The organism is Paraburkholderia solisilvae (assembly GCF_902859875.1).
Lineage (GTDB): Bacteria > Pseudomonadota > Gammaproteobacteria > Burkholderiales > Burkholderiaceae > Paraburkholderia > Paraburkholderia solisilvae.
In genome coordinates, this window is sequence record NZ_CADIKF010000051.1 from 17,887 (window position 1) to 43,069 (window position 25,183).

Here is a 25,183-nt window from a genome sequence, read left to right on the forward strand (position 1 = left end):
CGCGCATCAGTTGTACGACAGCCCCATCGCCTCGCGCACGTCGCGCATCGTCTCGGTCGCGAAACGGCGCGCCTTGTCGCAGCCATCCGCGACAATGGCACGCAATAGCGACGGATCGTCCATGTATTTCTGCGCGCGCTCGAGCATCGGCTGCTGTTCGCGCAAAATGCCTTCGATCACCGGCTGCTTGCATTCGAGGCAGCCGATGCCCGCGGTGCGGCAGCCCTTCTGCACCCATTCGTGCGTCGCTTCGTCGGTATAGACCTGATGCAGCTGCCACACCGGACACTTGTCCGGATCGCCCGGGTCGGTGCGGCGCACGCGGGCCGGATCGGTCGGCATCGTGCGGACTTTCTTCGTGATCGTTTCGGCGTCTTCACGCAGGCCGATCGTGTTGCCGTACGACTTCGACATCTTCTGCCCGTCGAGGCCGGGCATACGCGACGCCTCGGTCAAGAGCGCCTGCGGTTCGATCAGGATCAGCTTGCGCGAGCCTTCGAGATAGCCGAACAGGCGCTCCCGGTCGCTCATCGACAGGCTCTGCGACTCCTGCAACATCGCGCGCGCTTTTTCGAGCGCTTCGTCGTTGCCTTCCTGCTGATACGAGTTGCGCAGCTCGTGGTACAGCTTCGCGCGCTTGCCGCCGAGCTTCTTCGCCGCCTCGAGCGCCTTCTCTTCGAAGCCCGGCTCGCGGCCGTACAGGTAGTTGAAGCGCCGCGCGATTTCGCGCGTCATTTCGACGTGCGGCACCTGGTCTTCGCCGACCGGCACGAGCGAGCCGCGATACAGCAGGATGTCGGCCGCCATCAGCACCGGGTAGCCGAGAAAGCCGTAGGTCGACAGGTCCTTGTCCTTCAGTTTTTCCATCTGCTCCTTATAGGTCGGCACGCGTTCGAGCCAACCGAGCGGCGTGCTCATGCCGAGCAGCAGCGCGAGTTCCGCGTGCTCCGGCACGCGGCTCTGAATGAAGAGTGTCGCCTGCGCCGGGTCGATGCCCGACGCGAGCCAGTCGATCAGCACTTCCCAGACATTCTTTTCGATCACCTCGGGCGTTTCGTAATGCGTCGTCAGCGCGTGCCAGTCGACCACGCAGAAGAAACACGGGTATTCGGACTGCAGCCGCACCCAGTTTTTCAGCACGCCGTGGTAGTGGCCGAGGTGCAGCGAGCCGGTGGGCCGCATGCCGGAGAAAATTCGGTCTGGATACATGGTTTGATCAGAAAAGCGAGACGAGTGGGGTCAGGATGGCGGTCACGGCATCGTAGCCGAGACTCACGAGCGGGCGCAGCCAGAATTTCGTCAGCGTGCCGGTCAGCACCAGCGCCATCACGATGAAAAAGCCGTAAGGTTCGAGGCGCGCCAGCATGATCGCCGGCCGCGGCGGCAACAGCGCGGTCAGCACGCGGCCGCCGTCGAGCGGCGGCAGCGGAAACAGGTTCAGCACGCCCAGCACCAGGTTGATGCCGACACCGGCGGCCGCCATCCGCGTGAAAAACGGCTCTTCGATATTGAGCGCGGCAAGCCCGACGCCGAACACGCCCCACACCAGCGCCTGCACGAAATTGCACAGCGGCCCCGCGAGTGCGACCCACAACGAGCCCCAGCGCGGATTGCGCAGATTGCCGAACGCGACCGGCACCGGCTTCGCATAGCCGAACATGAACGCGCCGCTGGTCGCGAAATAAAGCAGCAGCGGGATCGCGATCGTGCCGAGCGGATCGATGTGACGCATCGGGTTGAACGACACGCGGCCGAGCACGTACGCGGTGTTGTCGCCGAGCATGCGGGCGACGTAACCATGTGCGGCCTCATGCAACGTGATCGCGAAAACCACCGGCAGCGCGTAGACGACGATTGTTTGTATCAGGGAAGAATCCATAGCGCGGCTATTGTAACAACGCGGCCCGCCGCGTCTGTCCGGTTTCGGTCATCACTTTTCGATTATCGCCGCAGCGGGCGTGGCGGTCGTGGCGGTCGCCGCGGTCTTTGTCACAGGGCGGCGGTCGTTACCGGTCGCTATGACGAGATTCGTGCGTGGTATCGGCCTGCCTGTCATCATTTTTCAACGGCCCTTTGTTCCGTCGCCCTTTGGTCAGTCGCCCTTTGTTCCGTCGCCCGTTGGTGACCTCGAATCGCTTGCGCGCGTCGTGTCACGCCGGTTGCTCGAGGCCGAACGGCGCGAGGCTGCCGCGGCCGGCCCGCACCAGCACCGGTTCTTCACCGGTCAGATCGATCACGGTCGACGGTTCGCATACACACGCGCCACCGTCGATCACGAGATCGATCTGTTTTTCGAGGCGCGTGCGGATTTCTTCCGGATCGTTGAGCGGGCGCGTTTCGCCCGGCATGATCAGCGTCGTGCCGAGCAGCGGCTGGCCGAGCGCTTCGAGCAGCGCGAGCGTGATCGCGTGATCGGGCACGCGCAGGCCGATCGTCTTGCGCGACGGATGCGACAGGCGCCGCGGCACCTCCTTGGTCGCTTCGAGCACGAACACGTACGGGCCGGGCGTCACCGATTTGATCAACCGATACTGCCGGTTATCGACCATCGCGAAGCTCGCGAGCTCGGACAGGTCGCGCACCAGCAGCGACAGCAGCGCTTTCTCATCGAGACCGCGGATGCGGCGCAGACGCTCGGCCGCGTGCTTGTCGTCGAGCCGGCAGCCGAGTGCGTAGCTGGAGTCGGTCGGCAGCGCCACGAGGCCGCCGCCGCAGATGATCTGCGCGGCCTGCTTGATGAGACGCGGCTGTGGATCGTCAGGATGAAGCCGGAAGTATTGGGACATGGCGACTTGCGGTTCGAAAGACGGAGTACCGATCGGTCACGCACGCTGCGTGCCCATGCGGCGCGGACGTCACAACCAGCGTTCCCAGACCGGCTTCAGGTCGGACGGCAGCGGCGGCAGGCCGCCGAGTTCGACGCGGCCTTCGCCGGCCGCGTGGAAATCCGAGCCGCGCGAGGCTTCGAAACCGAACCGGCGCGCCACGTCCGCGTACTCGCGATACTGGTCCGGCGTATGACTGCCGGTCACCACCTCGATCGCCTTGCCGCCGAGATCGATAAATTCGCCGAACAATGCATCGAACTCGAGCGGCGTGTAGTCGTAGCGCCCCGGGTGCGCGACGACCGCCTCGCCGCCCGCGGTCTGGATCCACTTCACCGCATCGGCGAGCTTCGACCAGCGGTGCGCGACATAGCCCGGCTTGCCGTCCGCGAGATAGCGATCGAACGCATCTTGCGTCGACTTGCAGTGGCCGTTTTCGACGAGGCAGCGCGCGAAGTGGGTACGCGAAATCATGTCCGCATTCGAGGCGAGCTTCAGTGCGCCTTCGTACGTGCCCGGAATGCCGAGCGCGTCCAGTTGCTCGCCCATCGCTTCGGCACGTGCCGCGCGACCGCTGCGCGTGCGTTCGAGGCCGTCGATCAGCGCCTGACACGACGGGTCGACGTTCAGACCGACAATATGCACGGTGCGCGCCGCCCACGTCACCGAAATCTCGACGCCGCACAGGTAACCCATGCCGAGTTCCCGCGCGGTGTCGCGCGCTTCGACCTGGCCGCCGACCTCGTCGTGATCGGTCAGCGCCCACAGCGTCACGCCGTGCGCATGCGCACGGCGCGCGACGTCGGCGGGCGCGAACTGGCCGTCTGACACGGTGGAATGGCAATGCAGGTCGGCGTTCATCTCTGTCTTAAAAAGGTTGTCGGACCATTTTACTGCAATGCACTAAGCCATATGCATACGATTTGCGAACGTCCGCGGCGGCCGGTCGAGCGAAAATCGGAGCAAGTGCCGCGCCGCTGACGGACATTTGATGAACATTTGTCGGACATCGATCCTTATGCGCAAAAAGTCACGCGCAGAATGCCTCGATCAGCGTCGCGACCTGCTCCGGCTGATCGTGATGGACCATATGGCCGGCGTCGTCGACGATCTTTTCGCGCCAGTCGGGAAAAGCGCGGAATCGGGCCTTGAACTCGTCGAGCGCAATCTCGCCGGCGAAGCTGGCGAGCATCGGCGAGCCGGCCGCTTCAACGTGGAGCACTTTCGCGCGTACCTGCGACCACACGGCCATCACCTCGTCGACCCGGTACAGCTGCGGGCTGCGAATCTTGTGCGCGGGGTCCGCGAGCAGCATGAAGCCGCCGTCGCCGTCCGGCTTCGACCAATGCTGCGCGAGAAAGCGCGCACGCCGCGGGTCGAGGCGCGCGTTGTTGGCCACGAGGCGCGCGGCGACTTCGTCGAGCGACGCGTAGCGCCGCAGCCGCGGCGGCTCGCGCAGGTCGTCGAGCCAGCCGCGTAGACGCCGCGGCGCTTGCGCAGCGTGCGCGGGCGCGAGCCCGAAGCCTTCGAGATCGACGACGCGCCGCACGCGTTCGGGCCGCACGCCCGCATACAGACAGACGACGTTCGCGCCCATGCTATGGCCGACCAGGTTCACCGCGCCGTCCGGCGCATAGTGATCGAGCAACGCGTCAAGGTCCGCGAGATAGTCGTGGAACCAGTAATGGCCGCCGCCGTGAGCCGCGACCGGCCAATCGGACAGCCCGAAGCCGCGCGCATCCGGCGCGACGACCTGCCAGTCGCCGCGCAGCGCATCGACGACAAACTGGAACGACGCGGCCACGTCCATCCAGCCGTGCAGCATGAAGAGCATCGGCGCGTCGGACGCGCCCCAGCGCCGCACGTGCAGCCGCACGCCGCGCACGGGAATGAATTCGGAACGGGATTCGGTCATCGGGCGCAGCCGCGTGAAAAAGAATGGTCGTTCGATTGTATCGAACCATGCTCCGCGTGTCCGCTGTACCTTTCGAGGAACCGTTCAAACACCGCGATCAGGCTGCGCCGTTGACGGATCGAGCCCCGCCAGCGCGGCCAGTTCGGCCTCGTCGAAACCCGCCGCGCGGCGCGCGTCGAAATTGAACGGGCCGCGCAGCCGCGGCGCACGATATTCATCCGCCAGCCGCAGGTAGGTTTCGTGCGGCTCGAGCTGCGCGTGCTCGCACAGATAGCGGAACCAGCGGTTGCCGATCAGCACATGGCCGATCTCGTCGCGCAGGATCACGTCGAGAATCGCCGCCGACGCATGATCGCCCGCCTGCTGCAGGCGCGCGCGGATCGGCGGCGAGGCGTCGAGGCCGCGCGCCTCGAGCGTGCGCGGCACGAGCGCCATCCGTGCGAGCACGTCGCCGCGCGTGCGCTCGCACATGTCCCACAAGCCGTCGTGCGCGGGAAAATCGCCGTACGCATGGCCGAACCCGGCAAGGCGCGCGCTCAGCAGCGAAAAGTGATGCGCTTCTTCGGCCGCGACCTTCAGCCAGTCGTCGTAAAACGCAGCCGGCATGCCGGCGAAACGCCAGACCGCATCGAGTGCGAGGTTGATCGCATTGAACTCGATATGCGCGAGCGCGTGCAGCAGCACCGCACGCCCCTGCTCCGACTGCATGCTGCGCCGTCCGAGCTTGCGCGGCTCGACGAGTTCAGGACGCGCCGGACGCCCGGGCAAGCCCGTCGGCTCATCGATGACGCGCGGCGGGTTCCAGCGTGCCGCGCCGTCGCGCACGCGCGCGTGCAGCGCCTGCACGGCCTGCGCCTTCGCAGGTGGATCGGTTTCAAGCAGGATGCCGAGCGCGTCGCTGCGCGCGCAGCCGCCGGATAGATCAGCCATAGAGATAACGGGAACGGCGGGATGCGACATATCGGTGAAATCGGTCGAACAGAACAGGTCAGTGCCCGATGCTAGCCGAACGGACAGGCGGCTGGAACTCCGCCGACGGACCCATAGCGGCACAAGAGTGCGCCGTACCTCCGCAACAGACCGGTCGAATATGGGTCTGGCCCCGTGAGAGCGTCACGTGGCCGCGCGGCACAACCATTTACAATACGCGCTTCAACCCCGCGGCGCGCCACCGCAAGAAGTCCGCGGCGCGGCCGACGGCGGCCGACGCCCCCTGCTTATCCGGGAGACACCGTGGCAATCTACAAGCTTGGCGACGCAGCCCCCACCGTCCATGAAAGCGTGTTCGTGGCGGATACCGCGACGCTGATCGGCAAAGTGACCGTCGAAGAGAATGCGAGCATCTGGTTCGGCGCATCGCTGCGCGCCGACAACGAGCCGATCGTAGTCGGCACCGGCAGCAACATTCAGGAGAACGCGGTACTGCATACCGACCCCGGCTTCCCGCTCACCATCGAGCCGAACGTGACGGTCGGCCATCAGGCGATGCTGCACGGCTGCACGATCCGGGAAGGCGCGTTGATCGGGATTCAGGCCATTGTCTTGAATGGCGCGGTGATCGGCCGCAACTGTCTGGTCGGCGCCGGCGCCGTCGTCACCGAGGGCAAGCAGTTTCCGGACAATTCGCTGATTCTCGGCGCGCCGGCGAAAGTCGTGCGCGAGCTGACGGACGCGGATATCGCCGGCATGCGGCGCGCCACCGAGGGTTACATCACGCGCCGTGAATTCTACAAGGCGCAGCTTGTGCGAGTCGGGTGAGGCCAGCCGGCATTTGCGCCGGCCTCCACCCGCTGCGCGACATCATCGAGGGAAAGTTGTGAGTGACCAGTTGCAAAAATTCATGTTCAGCACGGCGCCGGTACGCGGCGAAATCGTGTCGCTGCACAATACATGGCAAGAGGTGCTGACGCGCCGCGATTACCCGGCGCCCGTGCGCACGGTACTCGGCGAAATGATGGCCGCGTGCGCGCTGCTGTCGGCCAATCTGAAGTTCGACGGCACGCTGATCATGCAGATCTACGGCGACGGCCCGGTCAAGATGCTGGTCGTGCAGTGCAATTCGAATCTGGCGCTGCGTGCGACCGCGAAGTTTTCCGCGCAGTTTTCCGCGGACGCGCTCGGCGAAAACGTCACGCTGCCCGAGCTCATCAATGCAAGCGGCCACGGCCGCTGCGTGATTACGCTGGACCCGAGCAACAAGCAGCCGGGGCAACAGCCGTATCAGGGCATCGTGCCGCTGTCGGGTGAAGACGGGCCGCTCGAATCGATCGCGCAGGTGCTCGAGCACTACATGCATCATTCGGAACAGCTCGACACGCGCCTGTGGCTCGCGGCGAACAGCGACCGGGCGGTCGGCATGCTGCTGCAGAAGCTGCCCGGCGACGGCGGCATCGTCCCGCATCCGGGCGAACTCGATGCCGATACATGGGACCGCGTATGCACGCTCGGCGGCACGCTGTCGCAAGACGAGCTGTTGGGCGAAGAGCCGGCGACGCTGTTCCGGCGTCTCTTCTGGCAGGAGAACGTCTACCATTTCGAGCCGACGAATACGCGCTTCGAATGCACGTGCTCGCGTGAAAAGGTCGGCGGAATGTTGAAGATGCTCGGCCGCGAGGAAGTCGACAGTGTGATCGAGGAACGCGGCCATGTCGAAATTCACTGCGAATTCTGCAACCAGCGCTATGAGTTCGACCCGGTCGACGTCGCGCAACTTTTCGTCGCAAGCGCGCTCTCAGAGGGAGTAGCGCCGGCTGCCGGGCAGCGGCACTGAGGCTGGCCGGGCGCGCGCCGGCAGGCGGTGCGCGCCTGGTCGTGCGGCCGGCCTCGCGGCTGACCTCGCTGTTGACCTCATACTCGGCCTGTCAATATCCGCCGCTGTCTTGCCCGCCGTTCGCCGGCGCGGCAAGATGAATCCCGGCGCGGCACGCGGACAGCGCTCCTTCGCGCGCACAGGCCCGCTCCTTTTACTTAGGCATCCGACTGATGGAGGCCATCATGAATTCGCTTTCGCCACGGCGTCCTCAACGGATGAACCGACGGAACCGGCTGCGCGCCGCCGCGACGCCGCTGCTCGTCGGCGGCGCGGTGACGCTGGCGGGTTGCATGATGGACCCGCCGGGGCCGTCGCCGATCTACAGCCGCCTGCCCGCCGATCAACTCGACACGACGGCCGCCGCGCACCCGTTCACGCCCGAGGAACGCGCCCGCTACGACGCGATCGACAAACAGGTGCTGGCCGAACAGGATCAGGCGATCGCCGCCGAAGCCGCCGCACAGGCGTGGTCACGCTATTACGCGGCGCCGGTCAGCGTCTACGGCAGCTACTACAGCGGCGGATGGGGACACGGCTGGGGCACCGGAATCGGCTACGGCTATCCGGGCTGGGGATGGGGCTGGTAACGTGGCACCGGCGCTGACACCGGCGCGGCAACCCGCGCTGGCACCGGCCACGGGTGGCAGCGCTGATAATGGCGCGGCGGCAGGCGCAGGCGCCTGCGCCACGCGATTCGTTATTGACGGATTGACGGGTTGACGGATTGACGGATTGACGGGCTATCGGGCGAAGCCCGTTCAACCCGCGCCTTTCTTCTTCGCGTTCTCTTCCGCGTTCTTCTTCGCGCCGCGCTTGTTGCGCTCAGCCTTCGGCCGCGACTCCGGGTTGGGCACGACCGTCACCGGCGCGGCCGACATCTGGCCACGCGTCGAGATCGACGAACCGGGCGCATTCGAGGCCGGCAGCGGCGCATTCGGCGACACGAACTGCACGAACACTTCGCTGTCCTTGACCATCCCCATCTCGTAGCGCGCACGCTCCTCGACCGCGGCGCTGCCATTCTGCAGATCCTGCACTTCCCCTTCGATGCGCTCGTTGCGAACCTTCTCGTCCGCGTTTTTCTGCAGTTGCTGATCCAGCTGCTGCCGCAGTTCGTGCACGCGAAGCCAGCCTCCGTGTCCCCACCACAGTGGAACCTGGATCAGCACCAGCAGGACGAGCAGAACGACAGTGACAAGGCGCATGAAGGCTTTTTGATCAGTGAATGCGCCACCGCCCTGCTGGACGCAGGGCGGCGGGGTCAATCAGACTACCGGGAGCAGATTACGCGAATCAACGCAGATTGTAGAACGCGGATTTGCCCGGGTAGCTCGCGATATCGCCGAGATCTTCCTCGATGCGCAGCAGCTGGTTGTACTTCGAGATGCGGTCGCTGCGCGACAGCGAGCCCGTCTTGATTTGCCCGGCATTCAGGCCGACCGCGATATCCGCGATCGTCGAGTCTTCGGTTTCGCCCGAACGGTGCGAGATCACCGCGGTATAGCCCGCGCGCTTGGCCATTTCGATTGCCGCGAAGGTTTCGGTCAGCGTGCCGATCTGGTTGATCTTGATCAGGATCGAGTTCGCGATGCCCTTCTCGATGCCTTCCTTCAGGATGCGCGTGTTGGTCACGAAGAGGTCGTCGCCGACCAGCTGGATTTTCTTGCCGAGCTTGTCGGTCAGGAGCTTCCAGCCTTCCCAGTCGCTTTCGTGCATGCCGTCTTCGATCGATACGATCGGGAATTTGTCGGCGAGCGTCGCCAGATAGTCGGTGAATTCCGCCGACGACAGTTGCAGACCCTCGCCCGCCAGCTGGTACTTGCCGTCGTGGTAGAACTCGCTTGCCGCGCAGTCGAGCGCGAGCAGCACGTCTTCGCCGGCGCGGTAGCCGGCTTTTTCGATTGCCTGCAGGATGGTCGACAGGCACTCGTCGTTGCTGCCGAAGTTCGGCGCGAAGCCGCCTTCGTCGCCCACGGCCGTGCTCATGCCGCGATCCGACAAAATTTTCTTCAGCGCGTGGAACACTTCCGCGCCGCAACGCAGCGCTTCGCGGAAGGTCGGCTGGCTGACCGGCACGATCATGAATTCCTGGATGTCGAGGCTGTTGTTCGCGTGCGCGCCGCCGTTCACGATGTTCATCATCGGCACCGGCAGTTGCATCGCGCCCGAGCCGCCGAAGTAGCGGTACAGCGGCAGGCCGGCCTCTTCCGCCGCGGCCTTCGCGACCGCCATCGACACCGCGAGCAGCGCGTTGGCGCCGAGGCGCGACTTGTTGTCGGTGCCGTCGAGCTCGAGCAGCGTCTTGTCGAGAAACGCCTGCTCGGACGCGTCGAGGCCCATGATCGCCTCGGAGATTTCGGTGTTGATATGTTCGACCGCCTTCAGCACGCCCTTGCCGCTATAGCGGCCCGTTTCGCCGTCGCGCAGTTCGATCGCTTCACGCGAACCGGTCGACGCACCCGACGGCACCGCCGCACGGCCCATCGTGCCCGATTCCAGCAGCACGTCGCACTCGACGGTGGGGTTGCCTCGCGAATCGAGAATCTCGCGACCGATGATATCTACGATAGCACTCATGGTTTCCTCAAGAAGTTACGGTGGATTCATTACGGTGAACCGTGCGGTGCGAGCCGGCCTCGTGGCCTGCGCAGCGCCGCACGGAGCGACGGCGATCGGTTGGCTCGCGGCATGCGCGCCATGTATTGCGGACCCTGCGCGGGACGCTGTGCGGATTGCCGGCCGAGCTGCGTGTCCAACTGCCCCGCAGTGTGCCGGAATCCGGATACGCGGTTGACGCACGGCGCGCGGCATCAGTTGAAATCGTGCTCGAGAAACGGCGTGCGCTTCACGGCCTGATCGAGCGTAATCAGCGTCTCGAGCAGATCGGCCATGCGCGAGAGCGGCACGGCATTCGGGCCATCGGACTTCGCTTGCGCGGGGTTCGGGTGCGTCTCCATAAACAGCCCCGCAACGCCGGTCGCGACGGCCGCGCGCGCGAGCACCGGCACGAATTCGCGCTGCCCGCCGGAACTCGTGCCCTGCCCGCCCGGCAGTTGCACCGAGTGCGTTGCATCGAACACGACCGGCGCGCCGGTCTCGCGCATGATCGCAAGCGAGCGCATGTCGGACACGAGGTTGTTATAGCCGAACGACACACCGCGTTCGCAAGCCATGAAGCGGTCTTCGGAAAGCCCGGCTTCACGGGCCGCATCGCGCGCCTTGTCGATCACGTTCTTCATGTCGTGCGGCGCGAGGAACTGGCCTTTCTTGATGTTGACCGGCTTGCCCGAACGCGCGCACGCGTGGATAAAGTCGGTCTGCCGGCACAGGAACGCGGGCGTTTGCAGCACGTCGACCGTCGCGGCGACCTGCTCGATTTCCTCGATGCTGTGCACATCGGTCAGCACCGGCACGCCAAGCTGACGCTTCACTTCGGAAAGAATACGCAGCCCTTCGTCCATGCCCAGACCGCGAAACGACTTGCCGCTGCTGCGGTTCGCCTTGTCGTACGAAGACTTGTAGATAAACGGGACTTTCAGCTTCGCGCAGATTTCCTTCAGCGTGCCCGCGGTGTCGATCGTCATCTGTTCCGATTCGACGACGCAGGTGCCGGCGATCAGAAAGAACGGCTTGTCGAGCCCGATCTCGAAGTCGGCGAGCTTCATACTTTCTCCTCTTTCTTCTCCTCCATGCGTGCCTGCTGATGCGCCTGCTGGTGCGCATGAGCGGCTTCGACAAACGCCTTGAAGAGCGGATGCCCGTCGCGCGGCGTGGACGTGAATTCCGGGTGGAACTGCACGCCGACGAACCACGGATGCATATCGCGCGACAGTTCCATCATTTCGGGCAGATCTTCGCTCGGCGTGCGCGCGCTGATGACGAGGCCGCCCGCTTCGAGCTGCGGCACGAAGCGGTTGTTGACTTCATAGCGGTGACGGTGCCGCTCGTTGACGTCCTTGCCGTAAATTTCAGCGGCCATCGTGCCGGGCTTGATCGGGCAGCGCTGCGAGCCCAGGCGCATCGTGCCGCCGAGATCCGATTCCTCGGTGCGCTTCTCGACCTTGCCTTCGCGGTCGTACCACTCGGTGATCAACGCGACGACGCGGTTCGGCGTCGCGGCGTCGAACTCAGTGCTGTTCGCATCCTTGAGGCCGACCACATCGCGCGCGAATTCGATTACCGCGAGTTGCATGCCGAGGCAGATGCCCAGATACGGCACCTTCGCTTCGCGCGCATAGCGGATTGCCGCGATCTTGCCTTCGGTGCCGCGCCGGCCAAAGCCGCCCGGCACGAGCACCGCGTTCAGATGCTTGAGGCTGTCGACGCCGTTCGCCTCGACCTCTTCCGAATCGATGTACTCGATGTTGACCTTGGTCGAGGTATGAATCGACGCATGGCGCAGCGCTTCGATCAGCGACTTGTACGATTCGGTCAGATCGACGTACTTGCCGACCATGCCGATCGTCACTTCGTGCTTCGGGTTTTCGAGCTTGTTGACGAGTTGCGCCCACATCGACAGATCGGCCGGCGGCGGCGAGATCTTCAGTTCGTCGCAAATGATGCCGTCGAGGCCCTGGTCGTTGAGCATCTGCGGAATCTTGTAGATGCTGTCGACGTCCCACACCGAGATAACCGCATCTTCGGGCACGTTCGAAAACATCGAGATCTTCGCGCGTTCGTCGTCCGGAATGCGACGGTCCGCGCGGCACAACAGCACGTTCGGATAGATACCGATTTCACGCAGCTTCTGTACGCTGTGCTGCGTCGGCTTGGTCTTCAGTTCGCCCGCGGTGGCGATGAACGGCACCAGCGTGAGGTGCACGAAGCACGCGCTGTTGCGGCCGAGGCGCAGACTCATCTGGCGCGCGGCCTCGAGAAAAGGCAGCGATTCGATGTCGCCCACGGTGCCGCCCACTTCGACGATTGCGACATCCGGCTCACCGCACGTCGCCGATGCGGCGCCGCGTTCGATAAACGCCTGGATTTCGTTCGTGATGTGCGGAATGACCTGCACCGTCTTGCCCAGATAATCGCCGCGGCGTTCCTTGCGGATAACCGATTCGTAGATCTGGCCGGTGGTGAAGTTGTTGGCCTTGCGCATCTTCGTGCTGATGAAGCGCTCGTAGTGGCCGAGGTCCAGATCCGTCTCCGCGCCGTCTTCCGTCACGAACACTTCGCCGTGTTGAAACGGACTCATCGTGCCGGGGTCGACGTTGATGTAGGGATCGAGCTTGAGGAGGGTGACTTTGAGACCGCGCGATTCGAGGATCGCGGCGAGGGAGGCGGCGGCAATACCCTTGCCGAGTGAGGAGACTACGCCGCCGGTGACGAAAACATATTTGGTCATCGCTGAATGCTCGCGGGAAAAACGGATTATACCTGAAAGCAGGGTCCCGACCCAGCAATAAAAGCTCGATCCGGGCCGTCTTCGTGTCGTTCCTGTGTCGCTCCGATGTCGGCTTCGCGTGCCGCTTCGTGTGTCATGCACTTGCCGATTCAAGCCGCGCCAAGGGCTGCCCAAAGGTCCGGCCGGGTGCGGCCGCGCATGCCGTTCGCGTCGCACTCGAGCGCGCGCGGACGACGAAACCGCGACGCACGCGCGACAGGAAAGCGACATGTGCGCCAGCCGCGCATCGTGGTTGACGCGACCCGCGCGCGCACCTTCATTGCGCAGTCATTGCGTAGCTCTTGCGCGGGTTTGCAAGCGCCCGGCGCCACTCGTGCATGCTACGCGCGATCGTCCAGTTCGTGCAGCATTCGCTGAATCGCACGCGCGGTTTCGAGCGGCTTTTCCATCGGATACAGATGACTGCCGTCGATCCATTCGATATGACCGCCCGTTGCGCGCGCAGTGGCCGCGAGTCCCACCTGGCGGATTTCCTTCGAAGACGTGCCGGCGATCAGCGCGACCGGCACCGGCGTGCCGTGCGCAAGGCGCGAGCCGAGCGTGTGCGGCAGCGTCCGGTAGATCAGGTACTCGATGCCGCGCTCGAACGCGAGCGTGCGCGTGCCGTCGGGCGCCGACTGCGGCAGACCGAAGTCGATGTAGTCGGACAGCACGCGTTCGTCCCAGCGCGCGAACGCAGGCTTCGCGTGGAAGTGCCGCCACGCGTCGTCGCGGCTCGGCCAGTGGGTGCGCCGCTTGCGCGTCGCGGCCGCGGGCGAGAGCCGCTCGTCGAGGCCGGTCCACTGCGACACGCGCAGCATGCTGCTGCGCCAGCCGGCAATCACCGGCGAATCGAGCATCACAACGCCGCGCACCCACTGCGGTTTTTTCAGCGCGGCCATCAGCGACAGATAGCCGCCCAGCGAATGCCCGACGAGCCATACCGGCTGCTCGTACGCGCGCGCGATCTCGTCGAGCAACTGCTCGACGAGATGCGGCCAGTCGCGCGTAACCGGGAAGCGCGGATCGTGACCGATGCGTTCGATGTAACGCAGCTCGCAGGTGTCGCCGAGCTCCGCGAAAAGCGTGCGGTAAGTCGACGCGGGGAAGCCGTTCGCGTGTGAAAAATGAATGATGTTTTTCAAGCGCTGCTGTCTCCGTTCGCCGTTATGCCGCCGCTGCTGGATGTGTGCTTCGCTTGCATGCGGACGCCGTGAGTGAACGCGCGCGCCGCGTGCACGGGCACGCTTACGGGTCCATCCAGTACCGGCGGCGCGTGTGCCGGTAGCGCTCCAGCGTCAGCGTGCCCTGCCCCGCGACGCCGGCTTCGATGCGCACCGCCCCGTCCGTGTCGCTGCGCGGCAGTTCGATATGCCGCGCGACATAGCGCGCAAAGACGCCCGGATGAGGATGATGAAAACGGTTGCGATAGCCTACCCCACCAACCGTGCAACATAGACTTATAAGTTATTGATTTTTAAAAAATAGTTCTGCGCCGGTCAAACTCGGAACTGTGACCATTGCTAGGTTTTTAGAGGTTCTTCAACCTTTCTACGATATGTTAAGACACAACTTGGTCACAAGGTGGGCACACTGCAGGGCCGCGCCGCCTCGCGCTACTGAAGTTGACCCGATCGTGCCGAGGTGCGGGTTGACCGGGTTGGCGATCGTTTGCCACTCCGGGGAACGCGACTACGCCTTTCGTTTCTTTACTGGAGTGAGCCTCGCGCACATTGCGGCTACCCAGTCCCGCACAAACTCTCGATCATCACTCGAAAGGCCATTGATCAATTTCGCAACGTCCGATGCGGGGTCGATCGATCGCGCTTCGCCACCCGCGATGAGCGTCTCGGGTTGAACGCCATATAACGTCGCTAATTCGAAAAGGCGCCCAAGAGGCGGAAGCGTGTGTCCGCGCTCGAAGCGACTGATTGTTTCGGTGTTGACGGCTAACGATTCTGAGGCTTGTTCCTGCGTCATCGCCGCGGCGTTGCGTGCTCGTGCCAACGCCTGGCCAATTCGCTTCGCAAAGATTTCTTCCTGAGCCCCAGATCTTGTCATGCGACACCTCGTGTTGAACACCACAAAAATTCCCTACAGATAGTGGCGTCACCACAGCATGCGAGTTAACACATTAAAATGTTGTCATCAACACTAAATGTTGCCTTATGACTGCCGATATCCCGAATGTCAGCTGGGCGGCCCAACGCGGAAAGCTTGGTCCGAGCTGAAAATCGATTTGGATATTAGGTAAGACCAACATGAGCACGGAAGCCTGGCGCGAAAAGCGGCACTTCCGCGAGTTGGAAGAGATGCGCGCGAAGGCGGGCGGCTTCCAAGGGAGCTTTGGAAGCGGCGATGTAGCTTCAACGTCTGCGGATGAAGCTCCAATGAAACGCCTTCAAAAAGCTAAGCAAATGCTTGAGCAAGGGCTTATCAGTGATTCGGAATATGAAACAGTAAAAGCGCGGATAGTGAGCAGCCTATAAACCATCGTGAAAGATCCCGCGATCGACAAGCGTGCAGATACTCGGGAAGCTTTCCTAGGCCTTGTCGACGCGCGTGGCGACATCAAATCTGCCCTGCCCCTTACTTTGATAGAACCTTTATTCAACAAACGAAATGAACATGAAAAAAACCGTTCTGGCCGTCGCGCTCGCAATGACCACAGCAAGCGCACACGCGCAGTCCGCCGCCCAGACGTACCCGACGAGCTTCGATTGTTCTAAAGCAAAGTCAGATTCAGAGCACCTTATCTGCGAAAACGAGGACTTAGCGGCAAAGGACGTGCGGCTTGCCGACTTGATCAAGAAGGCAAGGACTGTCGCTGCAGACCAGCCAGCCTTCAAGGAATGGGCGCGTAATGAGTTGAAAGATCGCCAGAAGTGCCACGACGCCAAGTGCGTTTCGGATTGGTACGACAATCAGCTTACAGAGTACGAGGACGAGCTTTCTTCATATAAGTCCGCCCCGAACCAGATCGAATCGAATGACACTCTCGCGCAGCCAGACAGTGCGCAGCAAATGCCGCCCGCATGCGCGCAGATTGTGCGCGTGTCGGAGATATGCGGTGCCGATGTCGCCAACTGGCTCGATTACAACGATCCTGCGGCCGCAGCAAAATCCCGTGAGAGCACGGCGGAAGGCGTCGCGAAATTTAAAGCAGCCATGCAACAAGCGGCCAAGCAGGGAAAAACAATGGCCGCAGCGCAATACTGCGCCTCTCAAGATCTAAAGCAGAAAATCGTCGGTCAATTGGGCGGCGCGCTCACTCCAATTTTGTTTGCCCGTGGCGACGTTCACAACTGCACGAACGCCCTAGCAACACTCCAATAACCCGAAGTCCGCCACGCGAACCAGTCACTGAGAATCGTTCGCCGCGCGCAAGCCCCTAGTTAGCTTGCGCTTTCGCTTTGAACGCCCACGACACGAATCAGTGGCGCTATAAGGGGTCGCGCGCGTCATATTAACGGTACGGAACTCTCCACTATCCGCACTAACTCCCTGTTCCAGAACGAAATGCCTTTCTGGGAATCCATCTGATTCCCTGCATGCCGACCATCTGCTTCCATCAATCCCTGAATGGCAATGCGCCCGTCCGCACTGAACGTGCCTCGCCTATTGATCGCATTCGCGCTTCGCGCAGTCCCGATCAAATCGTAAGCATCGTTCGCACCTGAAGGTTTTCAAGGTTCGTAACTACTCACCGAGCTGGCCAGCAATCCACGCATTGAACGGCCCGAACATCCGTATCAAAGAAAAATTCACGTCCCAAACGAAAACCGTAAACCGATCAGTAAATACATGGCGAGGGAATTTTCCCGGTCAACAAGGAATATCCAAAAATGAACTCGCCTGTTCTCGACAAGCTTTCTGTCGTGTTGCCCTACGCTACGCGCACAGACTACAACAATCATGAACGCCTGATTAACGCCCTGCTGCCGAATATCGAAGCACTGGTGGCTGAAGGAACGCTGGTCAAGCTCCCGCATTCCAGACGCGGCTATCAGCACGTCTTCCAAACGCACGTCGGCAACCCGTTCGGCCACCGCCCTATACTCCGTATCGGTTCGCAGAATCCCACCGTTTGCAAGGGCGCAATTGCCTTCACTTTGAATCCGGCGCGGTACTACTCTGCCGAGCTATCGACCTTCCACTCGATCCTTTGCCGTGTGCTAGGTAACCACGCCCCTGCTGTTCTGCGCGCCGCGCAGCTGCAAGCGATCCACAGCGCCCTCGATATTCAAGACCTTGAGGTGAATTCGCTGCTGGTGAGCAACAAGCGGTCGCGCAACTTCGAGACCTACTCGACCGTGGGCGATGCGGATATACCCGGACGGACTAGCGGCATGTACTTCGGAAAACTTGGTTCTGCGTCGCGAACGTGTGTGTACGAGAAGCACACCGAACAGAAGTATCGGCAGGTTGAGGCGATGAAAGCCGCAAAGACCGAGCAAGAGGAAGAGCGCATTCTTGGCATCTATCAGCGCCTCTTGGACGGAAAGCCGGTGACGCGCGTTGAATGCCGATGGGACAAGCTGAACGGCCTGCCGCTGTATCTCGCGCACACGATGCCAAACCGGTTTGCAATGCTGGACTTCCGCTATATCGACCTGAAGCCGTTCGACCAATCAAAAGAAATCGGACGCGAGCTACTGCTCGAAGCGAAGCTGTTCATTAGCCATGTTCGCGCCGTGGGCATTGACAAGGCACTCGAAGACTACCGACCGTCGCGCACCATGCACACCCGCGTAAAGCGGCTATGGGACAAGTCAGAAATCAAGCTGTGCGACCCGGTCACGGCATTTAACGACACCATCGACGCTCTTGAAGAGTTGCCGTTCTTCCCGCGTGAAGCATTCGAAAATCCCAATCAATAATTCAGCGACCTAACCACGCCGAAATGCATACTCAGCCTTTCCGGCACATAAATATATATATTGAATATCCGAAAATATTCACAGAACTGGAAAAATACATGAAGACGCATACCCAGAAAAATGAAATTCCACAGTTTGATCACGGATCGCAAGCGATTGAGCGTCTGGTAAAAGACGTATCGCCGACCAATCAGATCAACACCTGCCCCGATACGGCGCGCGGAGGCGACGCACACATAATCGTTAGTGAAATTAGATTTTCCAATTTATACAAAATTGTGGAGTCGGATATTATGGATCTCTACAGACGGATAATCCAAGGCAATGCGACGCCGGTAGAGGCGCGCGAGGCAATATCCGCATTGAGTGGATTAATATCTTATCTCGGATCGACAGGAGACTTCAAGACAGAGCGGCGAGCGATCGAGGTAATGCGCACATTTACCGATGGCGCACTGAAAGGCCTGTACGAGTAACAAAGGCGTGATGCCTGATCCCCGCCGATGACAATGAGCGGGCGCGTTCGCGCCCCACCCCTTCTGTAATGGCCTGAAGCCACTGGCCGATATCTCAAGCATCTAGCTCGTCAGGGCGTAGGCTTGTTTGCCTATATGGTCCAAATCTGTTTCTATGCTGCCCTGCACTATGCCCGCTGAGACCCAATCTCAGCGGGCTTTTTTCGTCGATGCACGTTACGCTCGCAGCGCGCTCGACAAGCAATATAACAGCGCAAAACCGTCGAATTCACATAGGCTGTCTTCATCGTTCAACCGCAATTACCTATTGAAACCACGGATGCGGCCCCTATATACCGTGATTCGGGGAGCCCTCTCCGGCAAACACAATGGAGATAAAGATGAGCGCGAGCGACAAATTTAACGTCGGGGATATCGTCAAGTTGGTTTCGGGTGGCCCCGACATGGCTGTCAAAAGTTTCAGTACGATCAGCGGCGGCGTGTTTCGATGCCAATGGTTCGCAGGGAAAAAGCTCGAAAGCGGCGACTTTGCGCCGGAGTCTTTGGTGCTTGTTCGCTCCGTGTCAACTGACCCGGAATGATGACCGCGTCGGACGTTGCCCACTGGATGTTGGGCGAGTTGGAGCGCGATGGGTGCATCTACCAAGACGACGTGGTCGATCACCTCGTAAAGGCGGCGCGGGAAGACCTCGCGACTGAGAATACTGATGGCAATCTAGTGATCGGTAAGCAGGTGCTCGCTGAGTTTCGGAAGCTCACCGAGACCACGGTTGTCTGGGTTAAACCGGATCGCTACTGGCGATACCGGGTTGCTGAAGACGAACCGGGGCGTGAAGCGCGCGGCTGAGTCGGCAGAATTCGGCTGCACCGCCCAAGGGCTTGAATTCATACTGCATCGAATGGATTCTCGTATAGAGCAGCCGATCCGCGAACGGCTCCGCCTGCCCGTCCCGTTGCCACGCTTTGCGCTACTTGTCGCAGTCCAACTTCTCGCCATTCCCGTTATCGCCACGCTTCGGGACTGGCTGCATACGTGGCGCATGCATCAAGACGCCAGCGCGTTATGCCAGTCTCGGTAGGTCGGGTGACGTTGATCATTCTAGGTCCAACTTAGATTGATATTCACGATGTAGCCTGCATAACGAACATCCGCTGATTACGAATACTCGAAATTTTTCTATATCCCCTGCGCCTATACATATTTCCCGAGTCAAAAAGTATCCATTTTTTTACCTCTTCCGCGAAAAAACACGTTTGTCTGCCGGTCGCACATCAGTAAAGCCATACATCTTTCGAAAACCCTCCAGAAACCTAAGCTTGTCTTTGTCGGCGTGGTTTCCGGAGTTTTCACTCCAAAGACGATAATCTTTAAAAATATCCGTTCGAAACTAGTTCACTAGGGTATACCGAATTGAAACCACGAAAAGGTATTCAAAACTTGGTGCCATTAGGGTTGATTGTATTATGACACCGCGCCACAATTCGACACCCCATTCTATTGACACCAGTACTCCATTCCCTGTCCCAAACGTTTTTTACGGTCGAGTCAGCACGACTGACAGCCAGACCATTGCCACGCAGATCAACGAAGCGCAAGCCCTGAAGATTGACCCGGCCACCGTCTATGTTGACGAAGGCGTAAGCGGCTTCCACGTCGCGCCACTCGACCGCAAGCAATGGGCAAACCTTGAACGCTGTCTTCGCGCCGGCGATGTGCTAGTAGTTCGTTGGCTCGACCGTATCAGCCGCCGCTACGATGAACTGCACACGACCATGCGCCGTCTCATGAACAAAGGCGTGCTGGTTCGTTGCACGCTCAACGGCATGACGTTCGATGGCCGAGCTACTGACGCAATCGCCAAGACCACTAGAGACGCCGTGCTGGCCTTCTTGGGTGCACAAGGCGAAGCCGACTTTCTCAACCGGCGTGAAATGCAAGCCAAGTGCATCGAGCATGCCAAGGCCGCAGGTAAGTACACGGGCCGCGCGAAGTAGATCAACGATGCCGAGCTTGATCAGATGACAAAGCCCGGGCCGGCACGCGCCGCCGCGACGACGATCCTTGAAATATTCGATGGACTGATCGAGCGTGCAAATGTCGCCGATGCGGGCGAAGTGCGCATCGGCACTTGCCTCATATTGACAATCTTTGAGCAGTTCCGCGCGGTCGCTATGCCTTATCGATGCCAGTCACGCAAGCCATGCGGCGGAACCGATCCGTTCGATGCTCGAAGGCGTCGCTGACCTCATGGACCTGTCGGCGAACGCTGATTATCTCGATTAACTGCGCTACGAGAACGCCCGGAATAACGTCGCGCTGTTCAATGGCTATGCGCAACTTGAAGACGTTTCAGAAGACATCGTCGCGACGCTCGCCCAATGGATCGAACGCGAAGAACCCGTGCGCAAGGGCCTTCGCAAGGCCGGATATGAAAAGCCCGCCATCGAAGAAAAGCCGAAGCGCGCCAACCTTGGCCCGGCCTATATCAATTACCGCATTCTGTGCGCGTTCGTTCATACGAGCCTCACAAGTCTGATCGCACGTCACGCTGGCCGCGAGCGCATGACTGAACTCGAACATTGCAGCCCGGCTGCCCCAGATGTGATCGGGATGCTGTTGCTAATCGCAGTCCATCTGCTGGTGCGTGCCGGGGCGGAACGGAACTACATCGCTTCACGAATCTTGACGAAGATGAAGTGAACGCGGTCGCCGAAGAAGCGAAACGGGAAGCCAGTCAGGCGGAAGACAGCGCGTGATTTCAAATCCGCGCCGCTGTACGGCTCGCGCACGGTGTTGGTGACCTGCCCCCGGTCTTAGTCCGGAACGCAGTTAGAGCCCTAGGTTAAAACCTGCTGGGTTACTTCATGTGCCCGTGCAAACTGCGCGGGCGTCAGATATCGCAATTTATTCCGCAAATTGAAAGGCGATTGATATTTTTCGATCTAACACGGAATAAGCGTTGCACTTTGAGTGTTAATCAAGAAGTACTTCGACCCGGTTTGCGTCAAGTAGGCTTGGTTGGATGGGGCGTTGCGACGTGAAGTCGCATAGGTGATTGTTTCACCTGCTAGCACAGGGGTGGAGAAACCAGCTGTCCATCAGCCGTAACCTAAGGGTGCATGCATGGTCGGTAACGACCATGTATGAAGCCACCCCGACAATGTAATCTGCTCTCGGGAGCTGCAACGCTCCCGAGAGGGGGCATTGTTCTCTGCCAGCATCAGGCGGAGGTGGTGCCAGGTTCAGTAACAACGTTAGAGGAATCGAACTGCCGTTGGATGTGTCGTCACAGCAACAAGCCAAAGATGCTCAGGCTCGATCCAAAAGGCGCGCGGTCGGTTATTCCCTCGTCTCTGGGAGACATGGACATCAGATTGCCGGCATACAGGCAGAACCTAAATTACTCTTTGTCATCTATGTGGAACACGGTAAGCCCGATTCACCGCCGATCCTCCGGGGCATCGGAGAAGGCAGGGGAAGCTGCTGGTGGAGCGGGTAGAGGAAAGTGGAAAAAGCGAATGCCCGGCTGTAGCGGTCGGGATACGGATTCAAGCTTTGTCCGATCGCGAAAGCGTGCAGCCTTCCACCAGGCGCAGTGATCGTTGGCAGGCTGCAATGATTCTAATCGTGTCCTCAAGGTATTACCTGGGTCCAGCAAGTGAGTTACCGTCGGCAACATTGACGGTTCTCCGTTCCCATATTGAGAACCACGTAGTGCAATAGCCGACGAAGGCCGTCGTTCGATGAAAATTGAGGATTGCCGGTCCCGAAAACGGGGCCTCATTGGGCTTGAGCCGTATGAGGCGAAAGTCTCACGTATGGTTCTTAGGGGACGGTGGTGCTGTGATGCGCCGTTGCTACCCGGCGCTGACCGCGCTGGAGGTGCAATCCGCCGCATTGGGTACGGCCTGTGAGCCGTCAGTTGCACAACCACTTGGTTGCCGTTGGATAGTAGCATCCGATGTATGCGTAGACTCGCACTGAAGTAGCCGAGGCGACGTATCTGCGCGGCGCCAGCGACTTTGGGCTATCGCCGAGGTTCTCGTCGGCGCGCGAGAGTGTAGTCCAAGACGAATTGGAGAACGTGATGCCGCAATGTCCCTAAGCTGCATAAGCTGAGGCAGCCATGCGACACTCGAAAATACGACAACACCAGACGGCGTGCAGTACGCGCGCGTGCCTAATCGGGCCTGGATGAATCCTGTACCTAATTTGCCGGTTATCTTCGTATGCAAAGCCAACCTATTTTGGTCAATTCGTTGAGCAGCGTACGCGACGCCGATATATGGCGTGAACGCTGCTCAAGTACCTATCGACTGACTTGCGATTTTGGCCGAGGAAATCCGGCAGGTACACGCACAACTACATGGACACTAGGCCAAGTCGGGATCACAACAGCACGGCTTGCTAACCTGTCCTTTTTTCCGATTGACACAGCAGCCACTTCACGAATGAGCATCACGGTCGTGACACGAGGCACGATGTTGGTGGAGTCCGAGAGCGGCCTTCGTGAATTCAATGCGGGCGACGCGGTATTACTGGACCCGTCGGTTCCCTGCAAACAAGTTTTCATTGAACCGGTGGACCTAGTTGTATTGTGTTTTTCAAAAAATGTGCTACAAGAGCGTGGCCTCCGTCATCAGGTGCAAGGCTTCTTCGCGCCGAATATGGAATCCCCCGATGTTCGCGCGGTCATTGACCTGATCGTAGCAGTCGCTGCACAAAAAGGCGCACCGAGCTCGCAAGTGCGGCGCCGCCAAGGAGAGCACTTCCTTGATGTGGTCGATTTGTTTTTGTGCGAGCCGCAAAAAATACGTAGCGGGGGCGCGACGGTTTTCCGCGCAAAGCGTTTTATCCAACGAAACCTTCGCAACGCAGGCCTCGATCCGACAGTTATCGCCGCGGCGGCACATGTATCCGACTCTCATCTCAACCGGCTCTTTACGAAGGAGGAGGGGCAATCGCTCATGCGATATGTGCTCGACCGCCGTCTTGAAATGGCAACGGATGCCCTTAAACATGGCGGCCGAAATCTTGGCAAGATCGGCGAGATCGCACACAACTGCGGATTTACAACTCACGCGCATTTTTGCCGAGTATTCAAAGAACGATATGGGATCACTCCGAAGGAGCTAGTCCTCTCGCAAGCAGACGAGGAAGCGCAAACGTCCGACCTGGAGGTTCAAGCTGTTCGCCATAATAGGTCACTCTAACCGCCTCGCGCCATACATGACCAACACTCACGCATCCTCTACGGACGTAAGCGGTGTCCCAAGATTGCAATTACCCACATCTTTTTAGCGCAAGCTCATAGCCGATCCGAATGTCAGTAAGATGTCGCATGCCGCACCACATCATGGTATTGCCCGGCGGTGGATCGCTGGCTCGCACAAGATAGCCGCCGAGCTGAGCGAGCCTGATGACGTTGCGCGCCATGGGTGGTGCCTGAGCATTTTGAGGCGTGTCACTAACAAGCCGTTCGAGCAGTTCGATTTCGGCGTGCGTGAACGCAAGTTCGACGTCGGCCTGTGGCGCCGATCGGCCGAGCATGATGAGCCAGAATATGCGCCAGCTCAGGATGCAGAAGACTGCGATCAGGTTCGTTAGCCTGTCGGCTGTGCGAAGCCGGGACTCTTCGGCTTTGCAGCCCGATTTCAGGATTTTTGTGGAACGTCTCGATTTTCCAGCGCATCGCATACCAGTCGGGCATCTCAATTGCCTCGGCACGTGAGCGTACCGGCAGGTTGGTGATCAGTTTCCACTCAACGCGAGCACGCCCGGGCGGCGCATTGCGCTCCTGTGCGTGAAGGACTGTTAGTTGTAGCGCAGGGTAGCGGCTTTGCTTGCCGATGGCGGGCAGAACAGTCATTTGCTGATAGCGAAGTTCAAGTGTCACGGTCATCGGTCGACCTTTCGCGTCGCGAAGCTCGACGCGATGGAGCCCCTTGACCTGAACCTGCTGCATGGCTTTGGAGATCGTGTGCTGCCCCTCTCCCGCGAGCCTGTCGACGCAGGTGCGCGCGAGAAAGTGGGTGCAAAGATCGTATGCGGTGCAGAACAGCTCGTAAATATCGTTTCCCCGGTCACCGATGTGAATGCAGCGCACAGGATCGTCGAGAAGCTCAGTCGACTGACGCATATTCTCCAGCCAGCGCCAGCTTTCCTTTTCCTCAATCGGTACGCGCGTGGGATTGACATGGCGCTTGAGTTCCGACGCCCTTTGAATTGCTTTCTCGTCCAGAACTTCACCGCCGCCAGGCCAAGTGGCAATCCATCGGCAGTGACAACCAGACTCGGATGCATAAGGATGCGTCATTGCGTGAGCGGCTGTCGCGGACCCACGCCGCTTTTTTCCCGTTCGCAGGGTCGTCTTGCCGGTGTAGCCGATGAGTTCGGGACGCTCCCGTTGGTACGAGAACGTGGTCGTGTCCTGCAGGATGAGCACCGGCCCACAGGTGGCCTTCACTCGTTCAGCGCTCGCCTGGAAATGCCCGCTCAGGATATCGTGTTCGCTGACGCGGACGTTCGACAAAAACCGGTACGCGGCCTTGGTCGAAGCCCAGTCCTGACACGCAAACGGAATAGTATGCCCCATACCGTCCCACAGCTTTTCGAGCAGCATTGCGAAGCGGCGGCGCAACCGTGTGTCCTGGAATTCGCTTCCCTGGACTTCAAGATCCAACCACGACCGATCATCCGCCTGTCGCTTGCCGGCCATCTTGTTTACACACGGAACATGACGTATGCCAGGTTACCAGGTTTCGCGGCGAAGATGTGGGTGATTGCAAGACTGAGAACTCGCTTACCTACGGACCGGTTCTCAGCGAAGATGGACATGGGAAGGTCGTGCCCAACTTTCCGCTGCGTGACCAGCGTGTCATCCAGCAG

At 60.6% G+C, this 25,183-nt stretch carries 26 protein-coding genes and 2 pseudogenes; 13 read left to right on the forward strand and 15 right to left on the reverse strand.

Going from position 1 to position 25,183, the window contains the following annotated elements:
- Nucleotides 1–6 precede the first annotated feature (6 nt).
- From HV675_RS25330 to HV675_RS25355, 6 genes are all read right to left on the reverse strand, one after another.
- Nucleotides 7–1,209, reverse strand: a complete 1,203-nt coding sequence (locus HV675_RS25330) for a tryptophan--tRNA ligase (protein ID WP_175114200.1) — start codon at nt 1,207–1,209, stop codon at nt 7–9.
- A gap of 7 nt (nt 1,210–1,216) precedes the next feature.
- Nucleotides 1,217–1,879, reverse strand: a complete 663-nt coding sequence (locus HV675_RS25335) for a site-2 protease family protein (protein WP_175114201.1) — start codon at nt 1,877–1,879, stop codon at nt 1,217–1,219.
- A gap of 271 nt (nt 1,880–2,150) precedes the next feature.
- Nucleotides 2,151–2,786, reverse strand: coding sequence for an L-threonylcarbamoyladenylate synthase (locus tag HV675_RS25340; protein ID WP_175114202.1), 636 nt, complete (start codon nt 2,784–2,786; stop codon nt 2,151–2,153).
- 69 nt (nt 2,787–2,855) lie between these two features.
- On the reverse strand, nt 2,856–3,686 hold the full coding sequence (locus tag HV675_RS25345; protein ID WP_175114203.1) for a 3',5'-nucleoside bisphosphate phosphatase: 831 nt from the start codon (nt 3,684–3,686) through the stop codon (nt 2,856–2,858).
- Nucleotides 3,687–3,855: 169 nt separating this feature from the next.
- Nucleotides 3,856–4,740 carry an alpha/beta fold hydrolase gene (locus tag HV675_RS25350; protein WP_175114204.1) on the reverse strand — a complete coding sequence of 295 codons (885 nt, stop codon included), beginning with the start codon at nt 4,738–4,740 and terminating at the stop codon, nt 3,856–3,858.
- Nucleotides 4,741–4,824: 84 nt separating this feature from the next.
- Nucleotides 4,825–5,670 (reverse strand): ferritin-like domain-containing protein, encoded by an 846-nt coding sequence (locus HV675_RS25355; protein ID WP_175114205.1) that lies wholly within the window; start codon nt 5,668–5,670, stop codon nt 4,825–4,827.
- Nucleotides 5,671–5,973: 303 nt separating this feature from the next.
- Between HV675_RS25355 and HV675_RS25360 the strand changes: the two genes are divergently transcribed.
- From HV675_RS25360 to HV675_RS25370, 3 genes are all read left to right on the forward strand, one after another.
- Nucleotides 5,974–6,498, forward strand: a complete 525-nt coding sequence (locus HV675_RS25360) for a gamma carbonic anhydrase family protein (RefSeq protein WP_175114206.1) — start codon at nt 5,974–5,976, stop codon at nt 6,496–6,498.
- A 58-nt stretch (nt 6,499–6,556) separates the two neighbouring features.
- The gene (gene hslO, locus HV675_RS25365; protein ID WP_175114207.1) at nt 6,557–7,510 is read left to right on the forward strand and encodes an Hsp33 family molecular chaperone HslO; all 954 of its coding nucleotides are present in this window, start codon (nt 6,557–6,559) and stop codon (nt 7,508–7,510) included.
- A 257-nt stretch (nt 7,511–7,767) separates the two neighbouring features.
- Nucleotides 7,768–8,139: a hypothetical protein gene (locus HV675_RS25370; protein WP_175114208.1), complete on the forward strand. Its 372-nt coding sequence runs from the start codon at nt 7,768–7,770 to the stop codon at nt 8,137–8,139.
- A 171-nt stretch (nt 8,140–8,310) separates the two neighbouring features.
- On the opposite strand, the gene ftsB is transcribed toward HV675_RS25370, so the two are convergent.
- The 7 genes and pseudogenes from ftsB to HV675_RS25405 all read right to left on the reverse strand — a co-directional run bounded on the left by ftsB (nt 8,311) and on the right by HV675_RS25405 (nt 14,999).
- Nucleotides 8,311–8,757, reverse strand: coding sequence for a cell division protein FtsB (gene ftsB, locus HV675_RS25375; RefSeq protein ID WP_175114209.1), 447 nt, complete (start codon nt 8,755–8,757; stop codon nt 8,311–8,313).
- 88 nt (nt 8,758–8,845) lie between these two features.
- The gene (gene eno / locus HV675_RS25380; protein WP_075156776.1) at nt 8,846–10,129 is read right to left on the reverse strand and encodes a phosphopyruvate hydratase; all 1,284 of its coding nucleotides are present in this window, start codon (nt 10,127–10,129) and stop codon (nt 8,846–8,848) included.
- A gap of 233 nt (nt 10,130–10,362) precedes the next feature.
- Nucleotides 10,363–11,217 carry a 3-deoxy-8-phosphooctulonate synthase gene (gene kdsA, locus HV675_RS25385; RefSeq protein ID WP_175114210.1) on the reverse strand — a complete coding sequence of 285 codons (855 nt, stop codon included), beginning with the start codon at nt 11,215–11,217 and terminating at the stop codon, nt 10,363–10,365.
- Nucleotides 11,214–12,899 (reverse strand): CTP synthase, encoded by a 1,686-nt coding sequence (gene pyrG / locus HV675_RS25390; RefSeq protein ID WP_175114211.1) that lies wholly within the window; start codon nt 12,897–12,899, stop codon nt 11,214–11,216. Before pyrG ends, kdsA begins: the two co-directional genes overlap by 4 nt.
- A gap of 380 nt (nt 12,900–13,279) precedes the next feature.
- Entirely contained in the window at nt 13,280–14,083 is an 804-nt protein-coding gene (locus HV675_RS25395) for an alpha/beta fold hydrolase (protein WP_175114212.1), read from the reverse strand.
- Between the two features lie 103 nt (nt 14,084–14,186).
- Nucleotides 14,187–14,375 (reverse strand): annotated as a pseudogene (locus tag HV675_RS25400) (hypothetical protein); the annotation flags it as partial.
- Nucleotides 14,376–14,630: 255 nt separating this feature from the next.
- On the reverse strand, nt 14,631–14,999 hold the full coding sequence (locus HV675_RS25405) for a helix-turn-helix domain-containing protein (protein WP_175114213.1): 369 nt from the start codon (nt 14,997–14,999) through the stop codon (nt 14,631–14,633).
- Between the two features lie 200 nt (nt 15,000–15,199).
- Between HV675_RS25405 and HV675_RS25410 the strand changes: the two genes are divergently transcribed.
- The 10 genes and pseudogenes from HV675_RS25410 (at nt 15,200) to HV675_RS25455 (ending at nt 23,508) form a co-directional block, all read left to right on the forward strand.
- Nucleotides 15,200–15,427, forward strand: a complete 228-nt coding sequence (locus HV675_RS25410; RefSeq protein ID WP_175114214.1) for a hypothetical protein — start codon at nt 15,200–15,202, stop codon at nt 15,425–15,427.
- A gap of 139 nt (nt 15,428–15,566) precedes the next feature.
- The gene (locus HV675_RS25415) at nt 15,567–16,274 is read left to right on the forward strand and encodes a lysozyme inhibitor LprI family protein (protein WP_175114215.1); all 708 of its coding nucleotides are present in this window, start codon (nt 15,567–15,569) and stop codon (nt 16,272–16,274) included.
- A gap of 509 nt (nt 16,275–16,783) precedes the next feature.
- The gene (locus HV675_RS25420; protein WP_175114216.1) at nt 16,784–17,818 is read left to right on the forward strand and encodes a hypothetical protein; all 1,035 of its coding nucleotides are present in this window, start codon (nt 16,784–16,786) and stop codon (nt 17,816–17,818) included.
- Nucleotides 17,819–17,916: 98 nt separating this feature from the next.
- A complete protein-coding gene (locus tag HV675_RS25425) occupies nt 17,917–18,294 on the forward strand; it encodes a hypothetical protein (RefSeq protein ID WP_175114217.1) in 378 nt (125 codons plus the stop codon).
- Nucleotides 18,295–18,674: 380 nt separating this feature from the next.
- Complete coding sequence (locus HV675_RS25430; RefSeq protein WP_175114218.1) at nt 18,675–18,875, forward strand: YodC family protein; 201 nt, start codon at nt 18,675–18,677, stop codon at nt 18,873–18,875.
- The gene (locus HV675_RS25435) at nt 18,872–19,141 is read left to right on the forward strand and encodes a DUF6953 family protein (RefSeq protein WP_217478251.1); all 270 of its coding nucleotides are present in this window, start codon (nt 18,872–18,874) and stop codon (nt 19,139–19,141) included. The genes HV675_RS25430 and HV675_RS25435 overlap by 4 nt, the downstream gene beginning before the upstream one ends.
- Nucleotides 19,142–19,758: 617 nt before the next feature.
- A pseudogene (locus HV675_RS25440) lies at nt 19,759–20,286 on the forward strand (recombinase family protein); the annotation flags it as partial.
- A 27-nt stretch (nt 20,287–20,313) separates the two neighbouring features.
- Nucleotides 20,314–20,538: a hypothetical protein gene (locus HV675_RS25445; RefSeq protein WP_175114220.1), complete on the forward strand. Its 225-nt coding sequence runs from the start codon at nt 20,314–20,316 to the stop codon at nt 20,536–20,538.
- A 157-nt stretch (nt 20,539–20,695) separates the two neighbouring features.
- Nucleotides 20,696–20,995, forward strand: a complete 300-nt coding sequence (locus HV675_RS25450; RefSeq protein WP_175114221.1) for a hypothetical protein — start codon at nt 20,696–20,698, stop codon at nt 20,993–20,995.
- 1,751 nt (nt 20,996–22,746) lie between these two features.
- Nucleotides 22,747–23,508 (forward strand): AraC family transcriptional regulator, encoded by a 762-nt coding sequence (locus HV675_RS25455; protein ID WP_377700487.1) that lies wholly within the window; start codon nt 22,747–22,749, stop codon nt 23,506–23,508.
- A gap of 70 nt (nt 23,509–23,578) precedes the next feature.
- Here HV675_RS25455 and HV675_RS33010 read toward each other — a convergent pair whose 3' ends face one another.
- Nucleotides 23,579–23,845: an IS4 family transposase gene (locus HV675_RS33010; RefSeq protein ID WP_377700488.1), complete on the reverse strand. Its 267-nt coding sequence runs from the start codon at nt 23,843–23,845 to the stop codon at nt 23,579–23,581.
- Nucleotides 23,763–25,013, reverse strand: a complete 1,251-nt coding sequence (locus HV675_RS25460; protein ID WP_217478252.1) for an IS4 family transposase — start codon at nt 25,011–25,013, stop codon at nt 23,763–23,765. The genes HV675_RS33010 and HV675_RS25460 overlap by 83 nt, the downstream gene beginning before the upstream one ends.
- Between the last annotated feature and the right edge of the window lie 170 nt (nt 25,014–25,183).